Annotated in this window: 27 protein-coding genes; 11 read left to right on the top strand and 16 right to left on the bottom strand. The window is 46.2% G+C overall.

Annotation, left to right across the window (positions count from 1 at the left end; genetic code table 11):
• Together KO537_RS10775 and KO537_RS10770 are read left to right on the top strand one after the other, a co-directional pair.
• A complete protein-coding gene (locus KO537_RS10775) occupies positions 1 to 609 on the top strand; it encodes a DUF2238 domain-containing protein (protein ID WP_105251516.1) in 609 nt (202 codons plus the stop codon).
• A 394-nt stretch (positions 610 to 1,003) separates the two neighbouring features.
• A complete protein-coding gene (locus KO537_RS10770; protein WP_014611267.1) occupies positions 1,004 to 1,669 on the top strand; it encodes a LuxR C-terminal-related transcriptional regulator in 666 nt (221 codons plus the stop codon).
• A 174-nt stretch (positions 1,670 to 1,843) separates the two neighbouring features.
• Here KO537_RS10770 and KO537_RS10765 read toward each other — a convergent pair whose 3' ends face one another.
• From KO537_RS10765 to sfsA, 10 genes are all read right to left on the bottom strand, one after another.
• A complete protein-coding gene (locus KO537_RS10765; protein ID WP_173246725.1) occupies positions 1,844 to 3,349 on the bottom strand; it encodes a curlin in 1,506 nt (501 codons plus the stop codon).
• A 14-nt stretch (positions 3,350 to 3,363) separates the two neighbouring features.
• The gene (locus KO537_RS10760; RefSeq protein WP_105251518.1) at positions 3,364 to 3,783 is read right to left on the bottom strand and encodes a curlin; all 420 of its coding nucleotides are present in this window, start codon (positions 3,781 to 3,783) and stop codon (positions 3,364 to 3,366) included.
• Between the two features lie 553 nt (positions 3,784 to 4,336).
• On the bottom strand, positions 4,337 to 4,864 hold the full coding sequence (locus KO537_RS10755; protein WP_131525367.1) for a DUF4124 domain-containing protein: 528 nt from the start codon (positions 4,862 to 4,864) through the stop codon (positions 4,337 to 4,339).
• Between the two features lie 389 nt (positions 4,865 to 5,253).
• Positions 5,254 to 6,099 (bottom strand): pantoate--beta-alanine ligase, encoded by an 846-nt coding sequence (panC, locus tag KO537_RS10750; protein ID WP_173246722.1) that lies wholly within the window; start codon positions 6,097 to 6,099, stop codon positions 5,254 to 5,256.
• A gap of 24 nt (positions 6,100 to 6,123) precedes the next feature.
• The gene (gene panB, locus KO537_RS10745) at positions 6,124 to 6,921 is read right to left on the bottom strand and encodes a 3-methyl-2-oxobutanoate hydroxymethyltransferase (protein ID WP_028761774.1); all 798 of its coding nucleotides are present in this window, start codon (positions 6,919 to 6,921) and stop codon (positions 6,124 to 6,126) included.
• 56 nt (positions 6,922 to 6,977) lie between these two features.
• Positions 6,978 to 7,466: a 2-amino-4-hydroxy-6-hydroxymethyldihydropteridine diphosphokinase gene (gene folK / locus KO537_RS10740; protein ID WP_219234460.1), complete on the bottom strand. Its 489-nt coding sequence runs from the start codon at positions 7,464 to 7,466 to the stop codon at positions 6,978 to 6,980.
• On the bottom strand, positions 7,466 to 9,007 hold the full coding sequence (locus KO537_RS10735) for a polynucleotide adenylyltransferase PcnB (RefSeq protein WP_219234459.1): 1,542 nt from the start codon (positions 9,005 to 9,007) through the stop codon (positions 7,466 to 7,468). Before KO537_RS10735 ends, folK begins: the two co-directional genes overlap by 1 nt.
• A 19-nt stretch (positions 9,008 to 9,026) precedes the next feature.
• Positions 9,027 to 9,941, bottom strand: coding sequence for a tRNA glutamyl-Q(34) synthetase GluQRS (gene gluQRS, locus KO537_RS10730; RefSeq protein ID WP_173246713.1), 915 nt, complete (start codon positions 9,939 to 9,941; stop codon positions 9,027 to 9,029).
• Positions 9,942 to 10,110: 169 nt separating this feature from the next.
• Positions 10,111 to 10,554 carry an RNA polymerase-binding protein DksA gene (gene dksA / locus KO537_RS10725; RefSeq protein ID WP_006082967.1) on the bottom strand — a complete coding sequence of 148 codons (444 nt, stop codon included), beginning with the start codon at positions 10,552 to 10,554 and terminating at the stop codon, positions 10,111 to 10,113.
• Between the two features lie 163 nt (positions 10,555 to 10,717).
• Positions 10,718 to 11,422, bottom strand: coding sequence for a DNA/RNA nuclease SfsA (sfsA, locus tag KO537_RS10720; RefSeq protein WP_105251524.1), 705 nt, complete (start codon positions 11,420 to 11,422; stop codon positions 10,718 to 10,720).
• A gap of 201 nt (positions 11,423 to 11,623) precedes the next feature.
• Here sfsA and pepB point away from each other — a divergent pair, with 201 nt between their 5' ends.
• The 3 genes from pepB to KO537_RS23250 all read left to right on the top strand — a co-directional run bounded on the left by pepB (position 11,624) and on the right by KO537_RS23250 (position 13,774).
• Positions 11,624 to 12,916 carry an aminopeptidase PepB gene (gene pepB, locus KO537_RS10715; protein WP_173246710.1) on the top strand — a complete coding sequence of 431 codons (1,293 nt, stop codon included), beginning with the start codon at positions 11,624 to 11,626 and terminating at the stop codon, positions 12,914 to 12,916.
• Positions 12,917 to 13,093: 177 nt separating this feature from the next.
• Entirely contained in the window at positions 13,094 to 13,603 is a 510-nt protein-coding gene (locus tag KO537_RS10710; protein ID WP_219234458.1) for a GNAT family N-acetyltransferase, read from the top strand.
• Positions 13,604 to 13,645: 42 nt separating this feature from the next.
• On the top strand, positions 13,646 to 13,774 hold the full coding sequence (locus KO537_RS23250; RefSeq protein ID WP_276572369.1) for a hypothetical protein: 129 nt from the start codon (positions 13,646 to 13,648) through the stop codon (positions 13,772 to 13,774).
• Positions 13,775 to 14,352: 578 nt separating this feature from the next.
• Here the strand turns inward: KO537_RS23250 and KO537_RS10705 are convergent.
• The 3 genes from KO537_RS10705 to KO537_RS10695 form a co-directional block, all read right to left on the bottom strand.
• On the bottom strand, positions 14,353 to 15,240 hold the full coding sequence (locus KO537_RS10705; protein WP_011847692.1) for a phosphoribulokinase: 888 nt from the start codon (positions 15,238 to 15,240) through the stop codon (positions 14,353 to 14,355).
• A gap of 90 nt (positions 15,241 to 15,330) precedes the next feature.
• Entirely contained in the window at positions 15,331 to 15,576 is a 246-nt protein-coding gene (locus KO537_RS10700; protein ID WP_173497284.1) for a YheU family protein, read from the bottom strand.
• Complete coding sequence (locus KO537_RS10695) at positions 15,560 to 16,603, bottom strand: hydrolase (RefSeq protein ID WP_173497285.1); 1,044 nt, start codon at positions 16,601 to 16,603, stop codon at positions 15,560 to 15,562. Before KO537_RS10695 ends, KO537_RS10700 begins: the two co-directional genes overlap by 17 nt.
• A gap of 188 nt (positions 16,604 to 16,791) precedes the next feature.
• Between KO537_RS10695 and KO537_RS10690 the strand changes: the two genes are divergently transcribed.
• The 3 genes from KO537_RS10690 (at position 16,792) to KO537_RS10680 (ending at position 19,425) form a co-directional block, all read left to right on the top strand.
• The gene (locus KO537_RS10690; RefSeq protein WP_105251529.1) at positions 16,792 to 17,298 is read left to right on the top strand and encodes a TAT leader-containing periplasmic protein; all 507 of its coding nucleotides are present in this window, start codon (positions 16,792 to 16,794) and stop codon (positions 17,296 to 17,298) included.
• 69 nt (positions 17,299 to 17,367) lie between these two features.
• Positions 17,368 to 18,963: a GMC family oxidoreductase gene (locus tag KO537_RS10685; protein ID WP_219234457.1), complete on the top strand. Its 1,596-nt coding sequence runs from the start codon at positions 17,368 to 17,370 to the stop codon at positions 18,961 to 18,963.
• Between the two features lie 51 nt (positions 18,964 to 19,014).
• A complete protein-coding gene (locus tag KO537_RS10680) occupies positions 19,015 to 19,425 on the top strand; it encodes a GFA family protein (protein ID WP_219234456.1) in 411 nt (136 codons plus the stop codon).
• A gap of 84 nt (positions 19,426 to 19,509) precedes the next feature.
• Here KO537_RS10680 and KO537_RS10675 read toward each other — a convergent pair whose 3' ends face one another.
• Both KO537_RS10675 and KO537_RS10670 read right to left on the bottom strand, forming a co-directional pair.
• Positions 19,510 to 19,971 (bottom strand): TIGR02444 family protein, encoded by a 462-nt coding sequence (locus tag KO537_RS10675; RefSeq protein WP_113939753.1) that lies wholly within the window; start codon positions 19,969 to 19,971, stop codon positions 19,510 to 19,512.
• 54 nt (positions 19,972 to 20,025) lie between these two features.
• Positions 20,026 to 21,939: an ABC transporter ATP-binding protein gene (locus KO537_RS10670; protein WP_219234455.1), complete on the bottom strand. Its 1,914-nt coding sequence runs from the start codon at positions 21,937 to 21,939 to the stop codon at positions 20,026 to 20,028.
• A 253-nt stretch (positions 21,940 to 22,192) separates the two neighbouring features.
• On the opposite strand from KO537_RS10670, the gene KO537_RS10665 reads away from it, so the two are divergent.
• Positions 22,193 to 22,396 (top strand): YheV family putative zinc ribbon protein, encoded by a 204-nt coding sequence (locus tag KO537_RS10665; protein WP_012088350.1) that lies wholly within the window; start codon positions 22,193 to 22,195, stop codon positions 22,394 to 22,396.
• Between the two features lie 202 nt (positions 22,397 to 22,598).
• Here the strand turns inward: KO537_RS10665 and KO537_RS10660 are convergent, their stop codons facing one another.
• Complete coding sequence (locus tag KO537_RS10660; RefSeq protein ID WP_219234454.1) at positions 22,599 to 23,012, bottom strand: GNAT family N-acetyltransferase; 414 nt, start codon at positions 23,010 to 23,012, stop codon at positions 22,599 to 22,601.
• Positions 23,013 to 23,131: 119 nt separating this feature from the next.
• Between KO537_RS10660 and KO537_RS10655 the strand changes: the two genes are divergently transcribed.
• Together KO537_RS10655 and KO537_RS10650 are read left to right on the top strand one after the other, a co-directional pair.
• Positions 23,132 to 23,527, top strand: coding sequence for a SirB2 family protein (locus KO537_RS10655; protein WP_219234453.1), 396 nt, complete (start codon positions 23,132 to 23,134; stop codon positions 23,525 to 23,527).
• Positions 23,527 to 24,315: a tetratricopeptide repeat protein gene (locus KO537_RS10650; RefSeq protein WP_219234452.1), complete on the top strand. Its 789-nt coding sequence runs from the start codon at positions 23,527 to 23,529 to the stop codon at positions 24,313 to 24,315. The genes KO537_RS10655 and KO537_RS10650 overlap by 1 nt, the downstream gene beginning before the upstream one ends.
• The last annotated feature ends 70 nt before the right edge of the window (positions 24,316 to 24,385 follow it).

Below are 24,385 nucleotides of genomic sequence, written 5' to 3'. Positions count from 1 at the left end.
TTGAATAACAAAATCGCATGGTGCGGTATTTACCTCTCAGTTTTGGTGTGGTCGGCGATAAAACCCGCAGATCCTTTCACATGGTGGCTCGAAGCCTTGCCTGCATTGATTGCTGTACCGATTTTATTCTTTACTCGTAAACGTTTTCCACTGACACCTTTAGTATATTTTCTCGTCTTAATACACTGCTGTGTGTTGTTTGTAGGCGCTCATTATACTTACGCTGAAGTGCCGTTATTCGACACGATTGCCGATTGGATGGGTTCAGAACGTAATAATTACGATAAAGTAGGTCATTTTGCGCAAGGTTTTATCCCAGCCATGCTCGCCCGTGAAATTATGTTGCGTAATCAAGCTGTCAAACCTGGGGCTTGGTGCGCGTTTCTTGCCACTTGTTTTGTGCTCGCTTTTTCGGCGTTTTATGAACTGATCGAATGGTGGGTTGCCGTGGCAACCGGCGAAGGGGCGGAAGCCTTTTTAGGGACTCAAGGCTATGTATGGGATACCCAATCTGACATGTTTCTTGCCCTCATTGGTGCAATTGTCGCGTTAGCTTTACTGTCTCGTTTTCAAGATAAACAAATCGCGAGACTCAAGCAGAGGATTTAGCGGCTAAAAGTGGGTGATGCTCTCTGTTTGAGTTGTAAGACTTTCTTCCCTGAAATATATGGTGTGAGTGTGATGACATTGAGTTGTCATACTTTAGTGTTGTTATTGTGTTTTCTTTGTGTTGCAACTTTGGATTGATAACGTCATAGTTGGAAAGTATTAGGTGCTGGGCGTTGGCCAAGTAAAACGGTATTTTTGACTGTTATTCCATTTTATTGTGGTGAGTTAGTCGAACCTACTAGCATTAAACAGGGAATAGTACATTTGGGTGATGTTTTTCAATCGTTAACTAGTCAGAATTAACTAGGTTAATGGAATGTTGAAAAATCTAACTAAAAAGACGAGTCAAACATACCATTTTGCAATAGAGAATACTTTTCAGGGAGGAGAGTCATTGAGCACAATTAATGAATTGGTTTTTTTACACCAAATGGCCGCGCCATGTCATTTAGCGTTACTCGCTGAATCCATAGGTTTGAAAACGCGTATAGTAAAGCATGCGGCAGAACTGGATTTAGACAAGAGTCGCCGTAGTTTTTATCTGATCACCCAAAAAGGTTCAGCATTAGATAACAAAGGGATACCTCTGTTAGCTTCGCGATTAGTGTCACATTTTCCTGTGGCGCTGTATCAAGTTGAGCGAGACTCCTTAGACCAAGAATCTGCAATGTTGCTCGGCATTCGAGGTATTTTATTTGCCGATCAACGTATGGATCTGATGTTAACGGGTTTACGTAAAATGGTGGCAGAGGAACTTTGGTACGATAGAACTTTGCTAAGCAAAATGTTCCGCCGTGTCGTACAAAAGTTAGAAGGTAATAATGAAATGCCCTCTGATACTGTGGCTATGCTGCAGATGCTGACATCCCGTGAACGCACTATCATTCAATTCGTATCGAGTGGTGCGAGAAATAAAGAAATCGCTCATAGGTTATGTATCAGCGAACATACAGTGAAGGCGCATATTTCTTCTATTTTCCGCAAGACCCAGTCTCGTAATCGGGTTGAGCTTTTACGTTGGGCGCAAACCTATCAAACTCACTTTGAGTTGTGCAGTTAGTCAGTTAAAGATATTGGTCGTTAGCTTTTCGCTGTGAGTGGTTAATGTTAATGATTACTAGCATATCAACATAGAAAAGCGGGAATGTTTATTTAAACATTCCCGCTTTTTGTTTAACACCCTTTTTATAAACCACCACCAAAGAGTTTAGCTGTGGTGGTTTAACAGTATTGACTAGTATTGCACTAAAGTGGCAACGTTCATATTGCCTGATTGGTTCACGTTGATGCTGTTGTTAGTGCCCGCTTGAGAACCTAACACTAAGTTGTCATTACCCGTTTGAGTGATTGACAGGCTGTTATTGTCACCGCTAACGCCAAATGAATTTGAAGCAAATGAAGTGTCGCTATCGCCGCCTACCCAGTTACCGTTACCTGATTGAGTAATTTGCGCGGTGTTTTCATCACCTTCAATAATCAGGTCAATAACGTTAAGATCGCCACTTTGAAGTGCGCTGACATCGGCATTGTTGTTGCCAGCAACAGAAATCAATGTTTCGTTCTCAGCGCCATCTTGCTCAACATCAACTTCGTTATCGCTACCCACGGCATCTACATAAGCAAAGTTCTCATCACCTTCTTGGCTAACTTCAATACTGTTATCTTGACCATCAGCGAAAGCAATGATTTCGTTGTTATCGCCTTTAGAAGATAAATCGAAGTCATTATCTGCACCGTATGCACCAAAGGTTGCGAAGTTCGCATCGCCTTTTTGTTTCAAGTCAACGTCGTTGCTATCGCCCCATACTTGGAACTCTGCACCGTTGACATCGCCTTTTTGAGTGATAGTAATATCGTTATCATCACCTTGGATATCTGCCACTAAAGTATCACCGATAGTGTTGCTGCTGCCATTTTGGGTAATATCGACACTGTTGTCATCACCCGTTGTCATAGCAAGATAAGCCGTGTTGCCGTTACCTTTTTGATCCATTGAAATATCGTTTTCGCTGCCGGCCAGTGCGTAAACGAAGCCAACATGGTTATCACCTTTTTGGACCATGTCTACTGTGTTGTCATTACCTGCAATACCTTTCGCTGCACCAAAGTTATTGTTACCCGCTTGATTAACAGAAACGTCGTTGTTGTTACCCACGTTAGCGGTTAAGTCGAGAGCGATTAAACCTGCTTGGTTGTTGTCACCGATTTGTGTGATTTTACCGTCGTTGTTGCTGCCTTCAACGCGAAAAACTGCAAAGTTTGCGTCGCCTTCTTGCTCAACAAACACGCTGTTTTCAGCGCCAGTGATTTCAACTTGGCTTTCGTTGACTTCGCCTAATTGGTTAACGAATACCGTGTTATCGTTGCCAGTAACATCGTTACTGCTTTGGTTAAAGAAACCATCTTGCGACACATTTACATTGTTGTTGTCACCTACAACATTTGCACTTGCCACATGCCAGTCAACTTGTTGCGTTATTTGGACCTTGTTATCATCACCCGTTGAATTAATAGCCGCTTCATGCCACACACCGTCTTGGATGACGGTTGCGGTTTGATCTCTACCTGTTTGTACAACCGCAGCGGCGTTAAGGCCACCCGTTTGTGAGACTAAAGTGTCTTGGGCTTGGCCTGACTGTACTACGCTAATTTCGCTCACTGTACTGGCAGCAAAAGCTTGACCGCTTAAACCTGTTGCAATGGCCAAAGCAATAAGTGATTTTTTAGCTTGTGATTTCATGTGACGCTCCCTGTTTAATATTGAGTTATTGAGATTGCAGCACCATCCGCAATCTGTTGAATCGAAAAGTTGCCGCTTCCTAGTTGGTTCAGTTGCACGAGATTGTCATTGCCAATTTGTGTCACTGAAGCCGTATTTTGACTGCCGACTTGCAGTAGTTGGACTTCATTGTTTGAACCAATCTGTGTGATTAGCGCATCGTTATCATTGCCCACTTGTGTTACATCGGCCTTGTTATCGCTGCCAGACTGGAACAGTAATCCTTGGTTGGCAGTGCCTTGTTGAACCAGCTCGATAAGGTTATCGCGACCGGAACGTTCCAGTAATGCCTGAAGGGTTACGGGTAACTCGTTGACATTCAGCTCTTGTGCTGAAGTCATACAACTACAGAGCAAGATCAGCGGCACCAAAAAGCGTATAGAGGTATTTGGCACGGGTGACTCCTTGCATCAAATATCTTGGGCTGCTTAAAGCAACTTGCATCCCAAATTCAGACCTGAAGATACGAGTCCCGTTAATATGTCGCAATTGGCCAAACGGGTATTTATTCTAGAAAGGATTAACGGAAGGTAAATGATAGCTGTATTTATATCGTATTGATTAAATAGATTTTATATGTTTATTGACGTGTTTTTATTTAAGGGGTCTAGTCTAGTTGTCCTAGTAGTTAAGTCGTATTTGTTGTGAAGAGAGTATTTGATTTTTAAACAATGCAATAACAAGTGAAGGGAAATACATCGACTATCGCGTTTGCATTTTCTTGATAAAAAAGTATGCGTTTGTGCCAGCGAGAAACTGCTGAGGAGTTTAATTAACTGTAGCAACCTATGTCATTTACCCTGTGTGCAACAAGAGGCTTCTTGTCCTTGCAGTAATGAATTCTAGGTTAAACAAAGGGACATTACTGAGAGCGGAAAATTAACCATTATTATGATTGAATTCCTTAATGGGGTAGAGAAAAGATTAATACTACTGTTTTATGCGAGATCAGTGCTTTTCTGGTTCTTTTAACTCTTCATGGAATGCTTCGGTACTGATTTGGCTTTTACGGTCTTCCAGTTGTTGCATCGCACTGTTATTACTCACAGTTAACGCATTGAAGCGAGTATTGATATCGTCCATTTCGTTAATGTATTCAGGATCGGTTTTCTCTTTATTTTGCCAATAACGCTTACGTTCTAATTTCTGTAATTCACTGGCGCGCAGAATTTCAAAATAGCTATTTTCCTGCTTAAGACGATATATCTCGCCGTCGAGTAACTGCAATAATTTTTCTTTAGAAATGGTTCGGCTATTCAGTAGAGTGTGTAAAGGATCGACAGGAATGTCTCTTTTATCAGAGTCTACTTCAGTCGTTATCCCTAACTGGTATTCGATTTTATGTTGGCTAAATTCCTGCGGACAAGCGGTTTGGCTAAAGACAATTTTGTCATCTTTACGGCATTTATAAATGGTATTTGCCTGTATTGCAGTGGGCAAAATAACACAAATTAGGGTGAGTATCAGTCTTGCCATGAGGCCACAAATCCTTTGTACACTTGCATAGCTATTGTGATTTAATTGTTTGATTAAGCATGATAAATAGTGATTATGACGTTTATATTATTATGACTTTTTAACCGTTTATTGTTAGGTCGACGGGCTGTTAAGCCCAATAAATTAAAGGATTAGCCATACATCATTATAAGGTCAAATTCACTCGTCAATGTCTGCCGCTAATCATTTACCTTAAATTAACATCTGCATCATACTATGGCGTAAATTTAGGGATAAAACCAGTTTTTTGACGCTTCAAATTTTTGGCGCTTGGATTGATTCTAAAGAAGAAAATAACTTCTGGTCGGTCATTGGGTAAATAAAAAGGAGCGACTGCTCCTTTTTATTTATTGATAACGCTTAAGAGATTAGCGATCGAACCTTAAGTTGTCGATAAGTCGCGCTTTACCTATATAGGCGGCGGCCAAAATGACTAAGGTTTGGTCTTGGCTCTGCGCTTTCTCAAGCGTGTGAGCATGACGAATTTCCAGATAATCCGGCGTAAAGCCCGCCGCCACTAAACTGATTTTCGCTTGCTCGGTGACAGCATCAACACTCTGACCTTGTTTGATCCCTGCAGCCATAGCATCTATTGCCTGTTTTAACGCTGGTGCCGCGGCTTTTTCTGCGGCGGTGAGATAACCATTGCGCGAACTCATGGCTAAACCTGAGTCCTCACGTATGGTATCAACACCGATAATCTCAATCGGTAATGACAAGTCTTCAACCATAGTTTCAATGACTAATAGCTGTTGATAGTCTTTATTGCCAAAGAGTGCCACATCGGGCTGTACTATGTTGAATAGTTTACAGACGATTGTCGCAACGCCACGAAAATGCCCCGGACGGCTAGCGCCGCAGAGCAGATCTGAAATACCTGGCACTTCAACATAGGTTTGTTGCGCTAAGCCCTTGGGATACATCACGGCTGGCGTTGGGGTAAACAGCAACTCAGCGCCAGCGGCGGTGAGGGCTTCACTGTCGGCGGCGAGTGTGCGTGGGTAGGCATCGAGATCTTCGTTCTGGCCAAATTGCATTGGATTGACGAAAATCGATACCACCACATGATCACAACGTTTAGCCGCTTCTTTCACTAAGGTGATGTGTCCGCGATGGAGATTGCCCATGGTCGGCACAAAGGCGACAGTTTCGCCCTTGGCACGCCATGCACGCACTTGAGTGCGAATATCATCAATATGGGCGCTAGTGATCATTGAGCCTTACCTTGCATAAATCTGTTATTTGTTAAAAGTGTGTTCTTCGCCAGGAAAAGTTCCTTGGGCAACTTCGTCGATATAAGCACGTACCGCAGAACGAATTTCACCGGTTTGTTTTAGGTAGTTTTTCGAGAAACGTGGAATGTAACCACTTGAAATACCTAACACATCATGCATCACCAAGATTTGACCGTCGGTCGATGCGCCTGCGCCAATTCCAATGACTGGAATCGTTAAGGCTTGAGTGATCGCCGCAGCGAGAGGCGCAGGGATACATTCTACGACTAATAGTTGAGCACCCGCGGCTTCTAAAGCCTTAGCTTCGTCGAGGATGCGCTGGGCATTTTCGGCATCGCGGCCTTGCACTTTAAAACCACCAAACACATGAACCGACTGAGGCGTCAAGCCTAAGTGGGCACACACAGGAATACCGCGTTCGGTAAGCTTAGTGACGGTTTCGAGTAACCAGTGGCCGCCTTCGACCTTGACCATGTTCGCGCCAGCTTGCATTAACTCAGTGGCGTTGACCATAGCTTGTTCTGGCGTGGCGTAACTCATAAAGGGCATATCGGCGATCAGCAGGGCACGTTCAATACCGCGACGAACACAGCGAGTATGGTAAGCGATTTCTGCAGTAGTGACGGGCAGGGTATCGTCATGGCCTTGGAGAACCATTCCCAAAGAATCGCCGACCAGCAGCACATCGACACCTTCGCTATCGAACGCGCTGGCAAAACTGGCATCATAGGCTGTCAGTGCCGTGAATTTTCTACCTTCCTGTTTGTATTTCAACAGGGTTGAGCTAGTAATTTTAGACATATGGATGATCTTCAAACCAAATAGAAGTGGTGTTATAAGCTAACTGAGGACGGACTTCAATGATCAATGCCCAGTTGTTGTAACTCGGCCAACATTTTTGTATCGATAAGACTGTCGATGGCAGTGTTGCAAGGCAGAATCAGATCCGGTGCAATTGCGGCTAAAGGCACGAGCACAAAGCTGCGCGTTTTCATGCCGTAGTGGGGCACTTTGAGTCTAGGAATGTCAATGTTCTCATTACCATACAAGAGTAAATCGAGATCTAAGGTTCTCGGCCCCCAACGCTCTAGGCGGACTCGTCCTTGGGTGTTTTCAATATGCTGCAGTGCATCGAGTAAGGCTAATGGCGCAAGATCAGTATCGAAACTCGCCACCGCGTTAATATAATCGGGTTGCACGACATCGCCCATGGGCGTCGAATGGTAATAGGGAGAAACGACGAGACTATTGCCTAAGGCTAAGGCGGACAATGCCATCACGGCATTGTCCAATTGCGCCTTGGGATCTTTAAGATTTGCGCCTAATGCGACGTAGACGCGGGGCATTATTCAGCCGTTTTAACTTTAGGTGTACCACTCGCTTTAGGTGCGCTCGTCGGCGCTGAACCATCGGCATTCGGTGTACGAGGACGGCGACGACGTTGGGTGGCATTACGGTTGCGGTTTGGCGATTTACTGCCGCTACGCGCTATAGCTAAACGTTCTGTTTCATCGGCTTCGACAAATTGTTGCCACCAAGCGGCACTTTTAGCGACATTACCCGCTTCGACTTCGCCCCTGAGTAAGAGTAAATCGTATGCGGCTCTAAACTTAGGATGCTCCATCAGTTTAAAGGCGCGGGTGCCTTGGCTACGATCAAAGCGTAACTGCAACTGCCAAATGTCTTTTGCCGGCGTACTAAAACGGCGCGGAATACTAATGGTTTGGCATTGCTGCTCCATCACATCGCCCATGGCGGCAAAGAAGGCATCGTATAACGTCAGGCCACTTTCAACGGCAATATCTTCGGCGCGTTGACGCAGTGGATACCAGAGAAGCGCAGCATAGAAGAACGAAGGTGTGACCGGCTTATCTTCGTTAACTCTTTGATCTGTGCTCTTCATGATGGCCTGCACCATTTTCATGGTCGTACCTTTAGGATCATCTTTTAGCAGAGCGGCCACTTGCGGAAATAGCGGTGCGAATAACTTGTATTCTTGCATTAATTCGAAGTTGGCTAAGGCTTTGCCTGCAAAGAAGAGTTTTAACACTTCTTCGTACATGCGTGCTGCCGGAATATCTTTGAGCAGCGGCGCTAATTGTTTAATCGGTGCGGCTGTGACGGTTTCAATACCCATGTTGAGCTTAGTGGCGAAACGCACTGCCCTTAACATACGCACAGGATCTTCACGGTAACGGGTTTCAGGATCGCCGATTAATCTTAGGGTGCCCGCTTTTAGATCGGCCATACCGCCGCCATAGCTGCGAATCGAGTAATCGCTGATATCGTAATAGAGGGCATTGACGGTAAAGTCGCGGCGCTCGGCATCTTCATCGATTTCGCCATAGACGTTATCGCGCAGCAAACGCCCTTCGGCATTGGCTTTCGAGACTTTCTCATTGCTTTCGCCATGGTGACCACGGAAGGTGGCAACTTCAATCACATCGCGGCCGAAAACAATGTGCGCTAAGCGGAAACGGCGACCGACAACACGGCAATTACGGAATAATTTTTTGATTTCTTCCGGTGTTGCATTGGTCACTATGTCGAAATCTTTCGGTTCAATCCCTAAGAGTAAATCGCGTACACCGCCGCCGACTAAATAGGCTTTAAAGCCAGATTTATTCAGTCTGTATAATACCTTAAGGGCATTCTCGCTGATTTGCTTGCGCGAGATGGTATGGGCATCTCTTGGTACTAACTCTAAACTCAAAGCACCGGAACTTTGTTCAGGTGTTGTTGGTTCAATCTGAGCTGGAGTCGGAGCGGTCGTTTTAGGCGCGTCTTCAAATAGCTGTTTGCAGAATTGGCTGATACGGCGAAAAATGGGACACCTCGAAATATGATCTGTTATTTGATTAAAAATCTGGCGGCTATCATATACCAAATGCGGCCTAATGAGTATATCAGGGCTCGATCAGTATCTCAGATTGTTGCGGTATAGTGGATAATTGAAACTGATCCACGGCTTGAGCGAGCATTTGCGCCACAGAGCCGCGGGTTTCGACGGGGGTTTGGCCTAAAAATGTCAGTGCCGCATTGAGGCTCGCCTGTGGATTAAGTGTATCAATTGCCTGTGCATGATTTTGTTTTGAGAGCTTAAAGCCTTTACTTAAGCAGGCGAGTGGCAAGTGCAGCCATTGCGGTGCGGCTAAACCAAAGCTTTGATACAAACTCAGTTGGCGACAACTGGCTTCGATTAAATCGCAGCCTCGAACCACTTCAGTGATGCCTTGATAGGCATCGTCGAGCACCACGGCCAATTGATAGGCGTACAGGCCATCGCTGCGTTTGATGATGAAATCCTCTGCGGCAAAATGGCTATCAACGCAAATATGGCCCATTAGATTGTCATCAAATTCTTGCACTTGCGCCGTGTTGACGATTCGCACCGCACCCGACCTAACAAGATTTGCAGACTGGGTTTGTGGCAATCGGTGGCAGCGGCCATCGTAGACGCCGCCCATGGCTTGAATTTGCTTGCGACTACATTGGCAGAAATAGGCTTTATCTTGGGCGAGCAGCGAGTCAATTTGCGCTTGATAAGCCGCTGTGCGCTGGCTTTGATACAGAGGCACATCATCCCACTCAAACCCATAGGCTTCTAAGGTGCGTAAGATATCATCGGCGGCGCCTTTGACTTCCCGCGGTGGGTCTATATCTTCGATGCGAATTAGCCATTTACCCTGTTGCGAGCGGGCACGCAGATAGCTGCCTAGGGCGGCGATAAGCGAGCCAAAGTGCAAGGCACCCGAAGGCGAAGGCGCAAAGCGGCCGACATAGGGCTGGCTGGATAAATCGGAATGCAATGGCTTTGACATAACAACTAGATGGCGTTTTAAAGTCGCGACGGTAAAAGTGGATGTATTTTAGAGGGATGCTAAGAGAAAAGCGAATCGGGGTAAATTGGAGTGAGCTTGGCTTAAGCTCGTCGAGATTACGAGTTGCTAGAAACAAATAGGCGGGGAAATCCCCGCCCAGTATGCTTGATTAACCAGCCATTTGTTTCTCTTTGATCTCTGCAAGCGTTTTACAGTCGATGCATTGATCGGCTGTTGGACGCGCTTCGAGACGGCGGATGCCGATTTCGATACCGCAAGAATCGCAGAAGCCGAAATCGTCCTCTTCAATTTTTTGCAGTGTTTTTTCGATTTTTTTGATCAGCTTACGTTCTCTATCGCGAGCACGAAGTTCGAGGCTGAACTCTTCTTCTTGTGCTGCACGGTCAACAGGATCGGGAAAGTTTGCGGCTTCGTCCTGCATGTGGCTAAGAGTACGGTCGACCTCTTCACGCAACTGATTGCGCCAAGCTTCAAGAATTGTCTTGAAGTGACCCAGTTGCTTAGCGTTCATATACTCCTCACCCGGCTTTTCCTGGTAAGGATTTACACCTGCGATAGCGAGTACGCCAAGTTTTTTGGTGCCTTCAGGCATAACGCATCTCCTGTAATCATTTGCGTTTGTAGGGCGTCCTTAAGAACGGCCGCTATCTATAGCAGAATCTTCACATCGAGGCAAACTTTTCATTCTGCTTTGATTGAATTTTTTGACTATGTTCGCTAATTCAAATGAAATCAAATTTAACTCAGCCTTAACATCATACTCGTACATCGCAGGCTTGGGCTAGGTGAATCTCTGTAGGGGAGATTTTACAGCGATAGGCTAGCACTTCAACGCCGGCTAACACAGCCATTTTCAGTAACTTAGCATATTCAGGGTCGATATGTGCTGCTGGGGCAACACTGAATATTTCACTATGCTGCACCACAAATAGCAATACTGCTCTATGGCCTTGGCTCACCATGTGCATCAATTCACGTAAATGTTTTTGACCGCGTAGGCTTACAGCATCGGGAAAATAACCTTGGCCATCCTCGAGCAAAGTACAACTTTTGACTTCTATATAACAGGCGGGTTTTTGAGCACCCTGTAGCAGGATATCGATGCGACTATTTTCATCACCGTATTTGACTTCACGGCTTAGGCTGTCATAACCCGTGAGTTCCTTGATGATACCTTTATTGATGGCTTCTTCGGCTAAGGTGTTCGCCTGACCCGAGTGGATACCGATTAAGCCTGCATCTGGCGTGGTCATCAGTTCCCACGTATGGGCATATTTACGTTTAGGGTTATCAGAGGTAGAAAACCATACGGTTTCACCGGGATACAGGCAATTACGCATAGAGCCGGTATTGGGGCAATGTAGGGTGATCTCACTGCCGTCGCTTAACTGCACATCGGCCAGAAAACGTTTATAGCGGCGCAGTAAAATGCCCTGTTGTAGTGGCGGAGTAAATTCCATCGGTAGACCTATCTCGGCTGTTCTAGGTCGCAAAGCCTAGCAAATTTCGCAAATGTTTACAGATTTTACCTGAGTAACTTCAGCCAATCGCTTTGCGTCATCGTCTGCTAGCAGTAAACTGCCGCCATAAAGTTTGTTCTGATTGCTGATTGATTGTTCTGATTGATTATTCTAAAACGAATCGAAAAATAAGGATCCCTAATGAGTGAACTAAAAGTAACTGAATTGATGAAAGTACAATTAACCAAAGAAGCCCCCGCCGCGCACTGGGGCAAGGCTGATGTGACTTATACTGCCGACGGTGCGCAAATTCATTTAGCGGGTGGCGATGAGCTACGTCAAATTCAAATGGCGGCCCGTAAACTGCGCAGTCAAGGTATTAGCTGTGTGGAATTAGCTGGGCAGTTTTGGGATCTCAATAGCCAATGGGTGTTTGCCCAAGGTTTCGCGACGGCAAAACCAGGTTATCAAATCCATTGGTGTGGTGATGAGTCTGTGCAAGCAGAATTGCAACGTCGACTCGATGTGGCAACCTTTGCCCGTCAACTGATCAACGATACGCCTGAAAACCTGTCGCCAGTGAAGCTTGCCCAACAAGCAGCAAAATGGTTGGCTGACGTTGGTGGCGACAAGGTAAGTTATCGGATTATCGAAGGCGAAGCGCTGCTTGAAGAACAGTGGATTGGTATCCATGCCGTCGGTCGCGGCAGTGAGCGTCCACCGGCAATGTTAGAGTTAGACTTTAACCCATTAGCCGCCGATGCACCCGTGTCTGTGGCGCTTGTGGGTAAAGGGATAACCTTTGATTCTGGCGGCTACAGCATCAAAGCTTCTGAAGGCATGTTAGGCATGAAATGCGACATGGGCGGCGCGGCGACTGTGACTGCCGCGCTCGGTTTGGCCATCAAGTCTGGCCTCAATAAACGGGTTAAACTCTTCTTATGTTGTGCCGAAAACTTGATCAGTGGCCGCGCCTATAAGTTAGGCGATATTCTGACCTACAAAAATGGTGTAACAGTTGAAGTGGTGAACACAGATGCGGAAGGGCGCTTAGTGTTGGCCGATGGCCTACAAGCTGCTTCTGCTACAGGCGCACCTTTTATTATCGATGCAGCGACCCTTACAGGCGCCGCTGTGATGGCGGTGGGTTCTAACTACAACGCGATTTTCTCGCCACAGGCGGATGTGTTGCAACTGGCCCAGCAAAAAGCCACTAGCGTTGCCGAGCGCGTATGGCCGCTGCCGCTGGATCCTTGGCACAAAGAAATGTGTCCATCTGCCTATGCTGACACCGCAAACAGCCGCGCAATGAAAGGCGGCGGTGCAGGTGGTGCTTCTAATGCCGCTGGTTTCTTATGGCGTTTCGTGTCACCCGAAGCTAAATGGTTACACGTTGATTTAGCGGGTGCTTTTGAAGATTCAGCTTCTGCCATGTGGGGCGCGGGTGCAACGACCCACGGCGTATTGACTATTAGTGAATTGATTAAAGGCTAAGTCTAGCGCTAAGACTAAGTCAGATATGTTAGCTAAGATCCATTAAGGTTCTGTAGCTTTGATTAAACCGCCTACGGGCGGTTTTTTTATTGGTTGAAAGATTAGAACACTCGTTTACTTGGCGTTTTAGCGGCTTCATGGCATGTTATGGCTGAGCATTTTTAATTGGAAAACATGATGATAACTATACGAAAAGCAACGAAAGTGGATGCTCAGGCCTGCTGGGATATCCGCAATGCGGCCATCAATAAAGGTTGCGCCGGATTTTATGATGCGGGCGATCTGGTGATTTGGACCGAGGGCGAACTGACCGAGCAATTTAGTCGTATCGTCGATGCACATTTTTATGTGGCAGAGTTGTCCTCTGACGAGTTGCAGCTTAAGACTGTGGTCGGCACTGCCATGTTGGATGAACCCTATGCCCAGTTAGAAGCCTTGTTTGTTTCCCCCGATGCTATGGGGTTAGGTGTCGGCAAGGTATTGCTACAATTTATTGAAACCATGGCTTTTAATCAGGGGATAGCCCAACTCAGATTGGAGTCAACTTTAAATGCGGTGGATTTCTATCGCCACTGTGGTTTTGGTGGTGAGGGGTTAGAGGAGGAATCTATTTACTGTTCGCCCAGAGGAATAGCCTTAGAGTGTATGGTGATGTATAAAAATCTAGTGCGGTCTTTTGCCTGCTAGGGCGCCGCAAAAAACGCTGCTGCTAGAATCTAAGGCGTTGCTTTGCAACTGCTAGAACGCCGCGTTGCGGCTACGGATAACGGCACGCAGCAAACTGCTACAGAACGTCACTTTGTGACTCACGATTTACACAACGGGCTTTGCTCTTACGGTGAGCGCAGCGTTCTGTGAGTGAGTTTACGAATGTTCTATTTTCCTAGAATCTAGAGCCTAGAATCTAAAGCCTAGAACCTATTTTCTGAGATGTTGTTGACATACTCAAGGAAATCGACAGATCAAGTATGGATGTGGAATTAACTCTGAAGATTTAGAGTTTAAGATAAGGTTGCTGACATATTCGAGGGAATCAACAGATCAAGCATAGATGTGGAATTCATTCTTCATAAAAGGTTGCTGACATACTCAAGGAAATCAACAGATCAAGTATGGATGTGGAATTAACTCTGAAGACTTAAAGTTACGTTAAAAGGTTGCTGACATACTCAAGGGAATCAACAGATCAAGTATGGATGTGGAATTAACTCTGAAGACTTATAGTTTCGTTAAAAAGGTTGCTGACATACTCAAGGAAATCAACAGATCAAGATGGGGGAATTAACTCCCAAGAGTATGCCAACTATCGTTCTTTCGCCTGAAATCCCGATGCCGACAAGATTAGCGCTAGTGGCTTAAATAAAACTTAATCCATTGCAAAAAAAGACTTTATTTCCTTAGCCTTTAGTCAAACTTACCCGTAAATCCTCAAGGTTTCAGTTCGCCTCTGGGGTATTAAGTTGTTGACGTTTTTCCATCAAATCTTTAATCAAAGGCGTGAGGATCAGCTCCATCGCCAGCGACATTTTGCCGCCGGGGACGACGAGTGTGTTGACCCGTGACATAAATGAACCTTGGATCATATTGAGGTAATAGGGGAAGTCGACATTATTGATACCGCGGAAGCGGATCACCACAAAGCTCTCATCTAAGCTCGGAATATCTTTGGCACTAAATGGGTTAGAGGTATCGACCGTCGGTACTCGTTGAAAGTTAATGTGAGTGCGGGAGAACTGCGGCGTCATGTGCTTAATATAATCATCCATACTGCGCACAATCGAGCCCATGACTTTTTCACGGCTGTGGCCACGTTCCGAAGTATCGCGGATAATTTTTTGGATCCACTCTAAGTTGACTATGGGCACCATGCCGATCAGCAAGTCCACATGCTGGGCGACATTGGCATCACCAGTAACTACGCCGCCATGTAAGCCTTCGTAGTAGAGCATATCGGTATTTTCAGGTAGTGGTCGCCATTGAGTAAAAGTGCCGGGCATCTGGTTAAAAGGCACTGCCTCATCGAAGGTGTGTAAATAGCTGCGGGTTTCACCTTGGCCTGTGGTGCTGTAATCGCGAAAGCATTGCTCTAAACGAGCAAAGTTATTAGCCTCTGGGCCAAAATAGCTAAGATTGCGGTTTTCAGCTTGGGATTTGCGGATCATGACTTCCATTTCGGCGCGGGTAAAATGATGAAAACTGTCGCCTTCGACAAAGGCGGCGTTGATCCCGAGTTGGCGAAAAATATGGCTAAAGGCAGTCGTGGTGGTGGTGGTTCCCGCGCCTGATGAGCCTGTAACTGCAATAATGGGATGTTTTGCTGACATTTTTTCTACCTAGCTAGGAACCAAAAGAGCCGCTTATGGGTAAGCGATAAAAACGCGAGTACTATTTATACGGTACAGAGGTAGGACTGGTCAATCTTGCTGCTGTGCTATTTGATCCGCTGAACGTATGGCGAAGGATTCATCGTCTTCACTGTACTCTAATTTCAGCTTGCCTTGCTTAAGTGCTTGTTGACATTGGATTATAGCTTGAGCAAGCTCCTGCTCATCGAGACTGGCAAAGCTGCCATCCTCCACTTGACCGAAGAGATATTCGCGGATCACATTGGCGAGCGTTTCCTTGGGGAGTTGTAACAGGGTTTCATAGGGAATGAGCATCGGTGTTGCCTTGGGTGATATTGTCGCCGTTGATTGGGTCTGCGCTAAGTGAGTCAACACTTTGATCGCCTAATAAAAAATGTAAAATCCGTCTCTCAAGGTAGAAGCGCGGTTTCCAAGGTGTACCGCCTTCAATAAAGCCGACATGGCCGCCATAGGGATGCAGTTCGTATTCCACATAGCCCGACAATTGACTTGATTGGGGGATCACTTCATCGGTCATAAAGGGATCGTCCTTAGCATGTATGATGAGCGTCGGTTTAGTTATACGGCTGACAAAGGGTAAGCCACTGGCACGCGTATAGTAATCGTCGACGCCGTCAAAGCCGTGTAATGGCGCTGTGACTTTATCGTCAAAATCATAGAAGGTATTTAAACGGTCGACCTGCAACTGGCTTAGCGGCATAGAGATGGCTAAGTCGGGATCATTCAGTTTATGGCTGATTTTTTGCTGCAACTGTTTGATTAAATAGCTTTGATACACCTTCGAGAAACCATTTTCCAAGCGTTTAGCACAGGCGGACAATTGCAGCGGCGCAGAGACAACCACTGCGCGGGCTAATAAACTATCATCCCGATATTCGCCTTGATACTTAGTCAGCACATTGCCGCCTAAACTGTAACCTACGGCTAATAAGGGCGATTGCGGATACGCGCTTTTCAGTGTCGATAGACTAAACTGTAAATCGTCCGTATCGCCACTGTGATAACTGCGGGCGAGGCGATTGGCCTCACCCGAACAACTTCTGTGATGGTGCACGACGGCTGCGAGTTGCTGTTCTTTACAGGCTTGCAGTATCCGCCGCGCATAATGGGACTGAGCACTTCCTTCTAAGCCGTGGATGATCACCACGATCGGTTTGCCAGACTGTGGAACATCCTGCCAATCTAAATCGATAAAATCGCCATCAGGTAACTCTAAGCGCTGCCGCTGTAATGCTGGTTTGGCCACTTTAGTGAATACGGGTAAAATCGTTTGTATATGGGGACTCTTGGCCCACCAAGGTGGCATAAAGGAATTTGGCATAGATGTTTATCTTGGTATCGGCTATTGCTGAAAATTAAAACGTGTGTTTAATTTATACCCAAACCAACTCAAAATGCTGAAATTCGTATTTTGAGGTCGCTTGGGTATAAACTCGCGGCCATTGTAGCACAATTGTTTTTTATGCTGATATTTAGGCCGACATTTAGGCTGATAATTAGGAGATAGAGATGAAGCGACGAACCTTTATAATGGGCGCGTTTGCCGGTACGGCGGCGTTAGCCTTAGGGGTTAATCTCTATTCTCCTGAATTTAGTTTGCCCGAGGATAGCGAAGGCAAAGATTATCGTTTGTTGTTTAGCGTGCTTTTGCCTGTGATGCTCGACGGCGCCTTGCCTGATGTGGCCATTCATAAGTTAGCGGCGCAAAACCGCACTTTAGATGCCATCAAACAGTCGATTGCTGTGTTACCCGATGAGCAACAGACCGAATTGTTTGAGCTGCTCGATATGCTCGAAAATCGTCTTGGTTTACTGGTGCTCACTTCGAGTATGACGCCGCTATTGATGCGCTCTCCCGCCGAGTTAACTGATATGTTAGAAACCTGGCGCCACAGTTATTTTGCTTTGTTACAAACGGCTTATCTCGGATTGCGGGAATTAGTGATGGCAAGTTACTACGCTTGTCCTGAGCACTGGAGCCGCCTGCATTATGCCAAGCCTGAGCTGTTCAAATAGCGAGTCCATTTTTAACCTAATTAAACGCCGAATAATAAGCATTTTACCCGCGACAGTGGAGCACTCAAGTTGGCAATCATAGATCCTATAGTGAATGGTTTAAACTCTGGTTGGTTGCACACTGATGCGAGCCAATTGCAAGAAAACCAGCAGTTTGAAGCTGATGTGATTATTGTCGGCACAGGTGCTGGCGGTGGTGTGGCGGCTGAAATCCTCACCCAAGCTGGGCTGAGCGTGATCATGATTGAGGCGGGACCGCTAAAATCCTCCAGCGATTTTAATATGGAAGAGCGGGTCGCTTACCCCAACTTGTATCAACAAGCTGCGGCGATGAAAACCGCCGATAAGGCGATTGGAATTTTTCAAGGCCGCGCAGTCGGTGGCTCAACCACAGTTAACTGGACCACTTCTATTCGCACGCCGACCGAGGCGTTAGCTTTTTGGGCGCAACATAAATCGGTTGTTGGGCTTAATCGCGAGAGTTTAGATCCTTGGTTTGAGCAAATGGAACAACGGCTCAACATTCATGAATGGAACTATGAGCCTAATCGCAATAATGCCGCCCTGAAGCAAGGTTGTATCAATCTTGGCTGGGAATACACTGTGATTAAACGTAATGTGGCGGGTTGCTGGAATACCGGCTATTGCGGAATGGGTTGTCCGGTCAATGCGAAGCAATCTATGTTAGTCACCACGATTCCCGCGGCACTTGAGAAAGGCGCGCAGCTGATCAGTCGCGCTAAAGTGACTAAGATTGAGCACCATAATGGCCAAGTGTTTGCGTTAAAGGCGCAGGCGCTGGATGTGAATTTACGACCCACTGACGTTGAGCTGTTATTTAAGGCTAAACATTATATTTTGAGTGCGGGTGCTATCCATACACCGACGATTTTGATGCGTTCGCAAGTGCCCGATCCCCACCAACTTTTGGGTAAACGCACCTTTTTACATCCTACTTTGTTATCCGGCGGCGTATTTGCCGATTCGATCAATGGCCATAGCGGTGCGCCGCAATCTATCTATTCCGATGAATTTGTGTGGAACAATGGCGCCGATGGTGAGCTGGGTTATAAACTTGAAGTGCCGCCGGTGCATCCGATTTTAATTGCCTCTAAAACCTTAGGTTATGGTACAAGTCATGCTGAGTTAATGTCACAATTCAATCAGTTGCAAGTGACTATCGCTTTGATCCGCGATGGCTATCATCCCGACAGTCAAGGCGGTGAAGTACACTTAACGGATAAGGGTTTTGCTTTAGATTATCCGTTGACCGATGCTTTTTGGCGGGCCGCGAGACGCGCTTTTGCTAGTATGGCGGAGTTACAATTCTCGGCGGGCGCCTTAAAAGTGTTGCCGATCAGCGATGGTATGCCTTATTTGTCCTCGTGGAAAGACGCCAAAGAGAGCATTGCGCAGATGTCACTCGCGCCACTGCGCACTATCGTCGCATCGGCGCACGTAATGGGTGGTTGTCCCTTCGGCGAAGATGAAAAGCTTTCTATGGTCAACAGTTATGGACAGTCGCACTATTTAGAGAATTTATCTGTAATGGATGGCTCTATCTTCCCGACCAGCCTTGGCGCTAACCCGCAGCTGTCGATTTATGGCATCACGGCGCGTAATGCCACCGCACTTGCACAGAAGCTCACTGACGGTAAAGCCTGATGTTATCTTATCAAAATGCAGCTTAGCTTGATAAAGCTTGATGGGGTGTGAATGTCTGAAAACATATTACGGGAAGGTGGTTGCTTATGCGGCGCGATTCGTTATCAGATTGAAGGTGAACCCTTTGATGCGGATTATTGCCACTGCCGTTCATGCCAAAAAAGCACGGGATCTGCATTTGGGGCTTGGATGGATTTTAAACTCAGCCAAGTGATTTGGCTTAAAGGTCAGGTGACTGAGTTTGCATCGTCCGAGTTTATTCGCCGTGGATTTTGTGACAAGTGCGGTACATCGTTAACTTACCGACATACTCAATATCCTGATTATTCGACCTTGAGCATAGCGAGTCTGGACGATGCTAACCAAGTTCAGCCTAAGTACCATATTTATACTGAGAGTCAGCTGAACTGGTTGGTGATCAAGGATGACTGTGAACGCTATCCGCAAGGCCGCAGCTGTTAGCGGATCAGATGATCATAGCGTTAATTTGATTTAGCTTGTTCTGGCTTTTATGTTATTGATTTAAAATGATTTATTTGGATTGAATCAGGGTGCGATTAAGCCGATTTCGTTGGCGTCAATGTCACTGAGTCCAAACAGGCTTAAGTAGCTCACGAGATTTGTCGCTTGGCCGCTTGGGCTGAGTTCATTGAGTTTATTCAAGATGGTTCGTTGCGCTTTACGTTCCATCATCAGCTCAACGGCGAGCATCTGCTGATACTCTTGCTCATTCAGGCTGGACTTAGCCAGTTTGCGTAATTTGCGGTAGGGCATGAGAAACCTTTCATCCCATTCACCCACAGCATTCATCAGCGTTTGCCATTGGTCCGTGCTGTATTGCTGCGGCCCAGACACATCCATAGTGATATCTAAATATTGTGCCAGTAGCAGTAGATTGACGTTCACCTGACAGCTATTTTGCAATTCGAGACAGAGCGCTTTGTTTTGCGCATAGCTCATATCACACCATTGCCAGAGTTGACTGTCGAACTGGGTTAAAACCGCCATACTATTTCCTTGTATTGCCGCTGCTACTGACTTTTATGTAAAAGAACGCTGGAGTTATTGTTGCTCCATGACCTCTTGCTCCATTGCATCTATCTCTTCTTGCAACTCAAGCCATTGCATTTCACTGTCTTCTAAGGTTTGCGTCAAGCTCGTTCGCTCGGTTAATACCGAGGTTAGCTTGGCTTTGTTATCTTGATCATACAATTCGCTATCGGCCAGCAAGTGTTCTAGCTCGGCGAGGCGTTCGCTCAGCTTTTGTTGCTCGGTTTCTAACTTAGTTTGTTTGCGCTTGAGCGGCGATACCTTTTGGCGGATCTCGGCCTCGAGGCGTTTTTGCTGTTTTTTATCGGCGGCAGGTTTGATCTCGTCGCTGGTGCTGTTTTGATTCGAGTTGGCTTTCGCCGCATCGAGCAACCATTGGTGATAATCGTCTAAGTCGCCGTCGAAGGCGCGTACTTCACCTTGATCCACCAGATAGTAATCGCTACAGGTTAATCGTAGTAAATGCCTATCATGCGAGACGACAACCATAGCGCCTTCAAAGGTTTGCAATGCCATTGTCAGGGCGTGGCGCATCTCTAAGTCTAAATGGTTGGTGGGTTCATCGAGCAGCAATAGGTTAGGGCGTTGCCAAACTAATAGCGCTAACACTAAACGGGCTTTCTCGCCGCCAGAAAAGGGGCGCACAGGTGAAAGCGCCATATCGCCGTTAAAACCAAAACCGCCTAAGAAGTTGCGTAGCTCTTGCTCTCTGGCATTGGGTGCAAGATGTACTAAATGCTGCATCGGCGTGTCGTCGAGGCGTAAAAATTCGATTTGATGCTGAGCAAAGTAGCCGATATTGACGCCAGGATTAGGTTCATACAAACCTGTCATTGGCGATAATTGACCCGATAACAGCTTAATTAATGTCGATTTACCCGCGCCGTTACGGCCGAGTAAACCAATGCGCGCACCCGGTACTAAGTTTAAATGCACCTTGCTCAGGATTGGCTTATCGCTATAACCGATAGCGACTTGCTCCATCTTAATCAGCGGATTGGGTAGGGCTTCTGGAGCACGAAATTCCATATAAAATGGGCTATCGGCTTGAGACGGCAACAACTCAGTCATGCGCTCTAGCGCCTTTAAGCGGCTCTGCGCTTGTTTGGCTTTACTCGCCTTATAACGGAAACGGTCAACGAAGGACTGCATGTGTGCACGTTCTTTTTGTTGGCGTTCGAAGGCAACTTGTTGCTGCGACATACGTTCGGCACGAATGCGCTCAAAGGCACTGTAATTGCCTTTGTAGAAATTGAGTTTTTGATTTTCAACGTGGACGATTTCATCAACGATTTCATCGATAAAGTCCCTATCATGGCTGATTAAAATCAGCGTGCCTTGATAGGACTTAATCCAACCTTCGAGCCAGTACATGGTATCCAAGTCTAAGTGGTTGGTCGGTTCGTCGAGGAGCAATAAGTCAGAGCGACACAGTAGCGCTTGGGCTAAGTTGAGGCGCATACGCCAACCGCCCGAAAAGCTTTTCACTGGATTGCTTTGATCGGCTTCACTAAAGCCCAGACCCGCTAACAATGAACCCGCGCGCGAATGAATCGCATAACCACCGATAGCGTCGATTTTGCCGTGTAAGAGTGCGATGGCATTGCCGTCGTTATCTTCTTGGGCCTTGTGTAATAAGGCTTCTAATTGACGATATTCGCTATCGCCATCGATCACATATTCCAGTGCCGAGACGTCGAGCGCAGGGGTTTCTTGGGCCACAGTGGCAATTTGCCAGCCAGAAGGCAGACTAAATTCACCTTTATCTAGGCTTAAGTGACCTAAAATTAATGCGAGCAGTGAAGATTTGCCTGTGCCGTTAGCACCGACTAAACCGACCTTATGGCCGGGATAAATCGTGAGAGAGGTCTCATCTAGCAGGGTTTTGCTGCCACGGATTAATTGCGCTTGGTTGATGCTGATCATTGACTACAACTTGGTTAGAACGTGAATTCGTCAGGGCACAGATAATAGCGTACAACCCCGTATCAAACCACAGCCTGACCCGATAACTCGGACAATTATTCGACTTTTCAGGACGATCTTCAGTGAATCGCATCACATCGACCTAAGGCCTCACACTTTCAGGTAACACTGGCATTCAATCATCAGTGTGGCAAAATAGCGCCAATTTCTTCGGCCGAGTCCCTTGGCCCTGCTATCTGGTCCTTTATCTATTATGACAAACACTAAAATCAAAAAGCGTTTCGTAGCCGGTGCTAAGTGCCCAAAATGCAGCGCCAAAGACAGCATTTTACTCTACAAGGAAAACGGCATCGAAACCGTTGAATGCACAGAGTGTGACTACCGTGAACAGCAAACCGATGAAAAGGTCACTGAAAAAGCCACCGGCGCTGTGATCGGCGTGTTTAAGCCGGATTAGGTTAAAGCTTTAATTCAATTGGATCGCTTTGGCTGAGGACGTCTGTCCTATGTCTTATTTTTCCGTTTGTAGCTTTGCGAGTAAAAGGTGCGCAAATCATTAACCACTCGCAATTAGCTCAAGTTCATTGAAGCGGTCTGAGTTAGATATCAGAAATGGTAGCCTAAGCATTGGGTTCGGTTATGACCGCTGACCTTAAACATCACAACACTTTTACCATAAAAAATTTACTGCCGGTTTCTGGGTAGGCTTGTTGTATCCATTGTACGCGATAGCCGTGGCGCTCATAGAAGGGCTTAGCTTGGAAATCTAAGGTATCGAGTAGGGCAAATTGGCAGCCGCGCGCTTTTGCTTGGCTTTCTGCTTCTAATAGCAAGTGCGTGCCGATTTTTTGGTGTCTTAGGGTGCCATCGACCCACAGATAATCGATTAACAACCAATTGCCGAAGGTTTTACCGCTGATCCCTGCTAACAGTTTACCTTCGGAGTCCTGTAGTTTGAGTCCGAGATTTTTACGGCTAAGCCCCTGCCATTGGACTTGGTTGAACTCGACAATTTTTTGTTTTACAACGTCGGCGAACTCGGTTGATTCATCATTAATTAAGCTTAAATTCATCGTCACTTCTCGTTTGATTTTTTATGATGTTAGCTCTGAATATCTAGGCTGATAGGCATTGGTATGCCGCCAAGGATTAGGGTAAACTAGCGCCTTTGTCACTGGCCATAAGTATCGTAATGGAAACTTTTTACAGTCTATATCCTGCGGTTAAACATCTGCATTTTACCTTTATCGCGTTGAGCGTGTTGCTGCTTACCGTGCGCTTTGTTCTGCATCTGCGCCAATCGGCTCTGATGGAGAAGAAACTGCTCAAGATAGCGCCCCATGTTATCGACACTTTCCTACTGCTGTCGGGCTTAACTTTGTGTTTTATGATCCAGCAATTTCCTTTTTTGGATCCTTGGATGACCGAAAAAATCGGTGCTGTAGTTGCTTACATTGTCCTAGGCGCCATTGCCATAAAAGCGAATAGAAACAAATTGTTCAAAGTGTTTGCTTACTTAGGCGCGATAGGTTGGTTGGTTTATGCTGCTAAATTGGCTCATTTTAAACAAGCGGTATTATTGGGTTAATGGGTAACTACACTCTGCAAGATGGCATTTCATTGCCCGAGTCGGCATTGGATGTAGGTGCGCACCTTGGATTTTCTAAACTTGAAGCCGCTAAATGGGCTTGGTTTGAAATGGCGGGAGCCGTATTAAGTCATTACTTGGTTGATCAACAACAGCGTTTTAATGCGCTGTTGCATTGGTTTTACGAGGATTTAGGTTTTTGTGTTCGTGAGAACTACTTCAGTACAGAGGCGGCAGATTTAGGTACTTGCTTAATTAGTCGCCAAGGTAATAGTACAACGCTGGCGACGGTATTGATGTTGCTGGCGAAGCAGTTAGATCTTGAACTCGAACCCATATTGCTACCTGGCAATACGGTGCTGCGTTGTAAGATTGGCGGTGAAGTGAGTTATTTGGATCCTTTAACGGGCAAGGAACTCACCCGTCACCAGTTGCACGTGTTAGTGCGCGGCGAGTTAGGTAATGCTGCTGAGCTTAAGGCAAGTTACTTAAAGCCTGCAACGGTGAAAAAACTGCTGACGCGTATGCTGCATGAGCTTAAGGCGGGTTGCATAGTGTCGCATCAATTTGAGGCAGCGATGGAGTGTTGCAGCCTGCTGTTGCAATGGTATGTTGACGATGTGCATTTGAATCGTGAGCGGGCGTTTATTGCACAGCAGTTGGGTTGTATTAATGTGGCCGCCGCCGATCTGCAGCATTTTGTTGATAATAGTCCTCACGATCCCGTGATCGAGATAGTGAAGATGCAGCTCAAAGAATTAAACGAACACGCCGAGGTTTATCACTAAAGCAGAGCCTTTCGGGGCTCTTCTTATTTATTCAACTTTTATTAACGAATTCAATCCGCAAAAATAATAA

The sequence above is a fragment of the Shewanella sp. NKUCC01_JLK genome, assembly GCF_019345615.1.
In the GTDB taxonomy this organism is placed as follows: domain Bacteria; phylum Pseudomonadota; class Gammaproteobacteria; order Enterobacterales; family Shewanellaceae; genus Shewanella; species Shewanella oncorhynchi.
The sequence above is the reverse complement of the archived record's forward strand: the minus strand, read 5'-3'. Positions and strand labels throughout refer to the sequence as shown.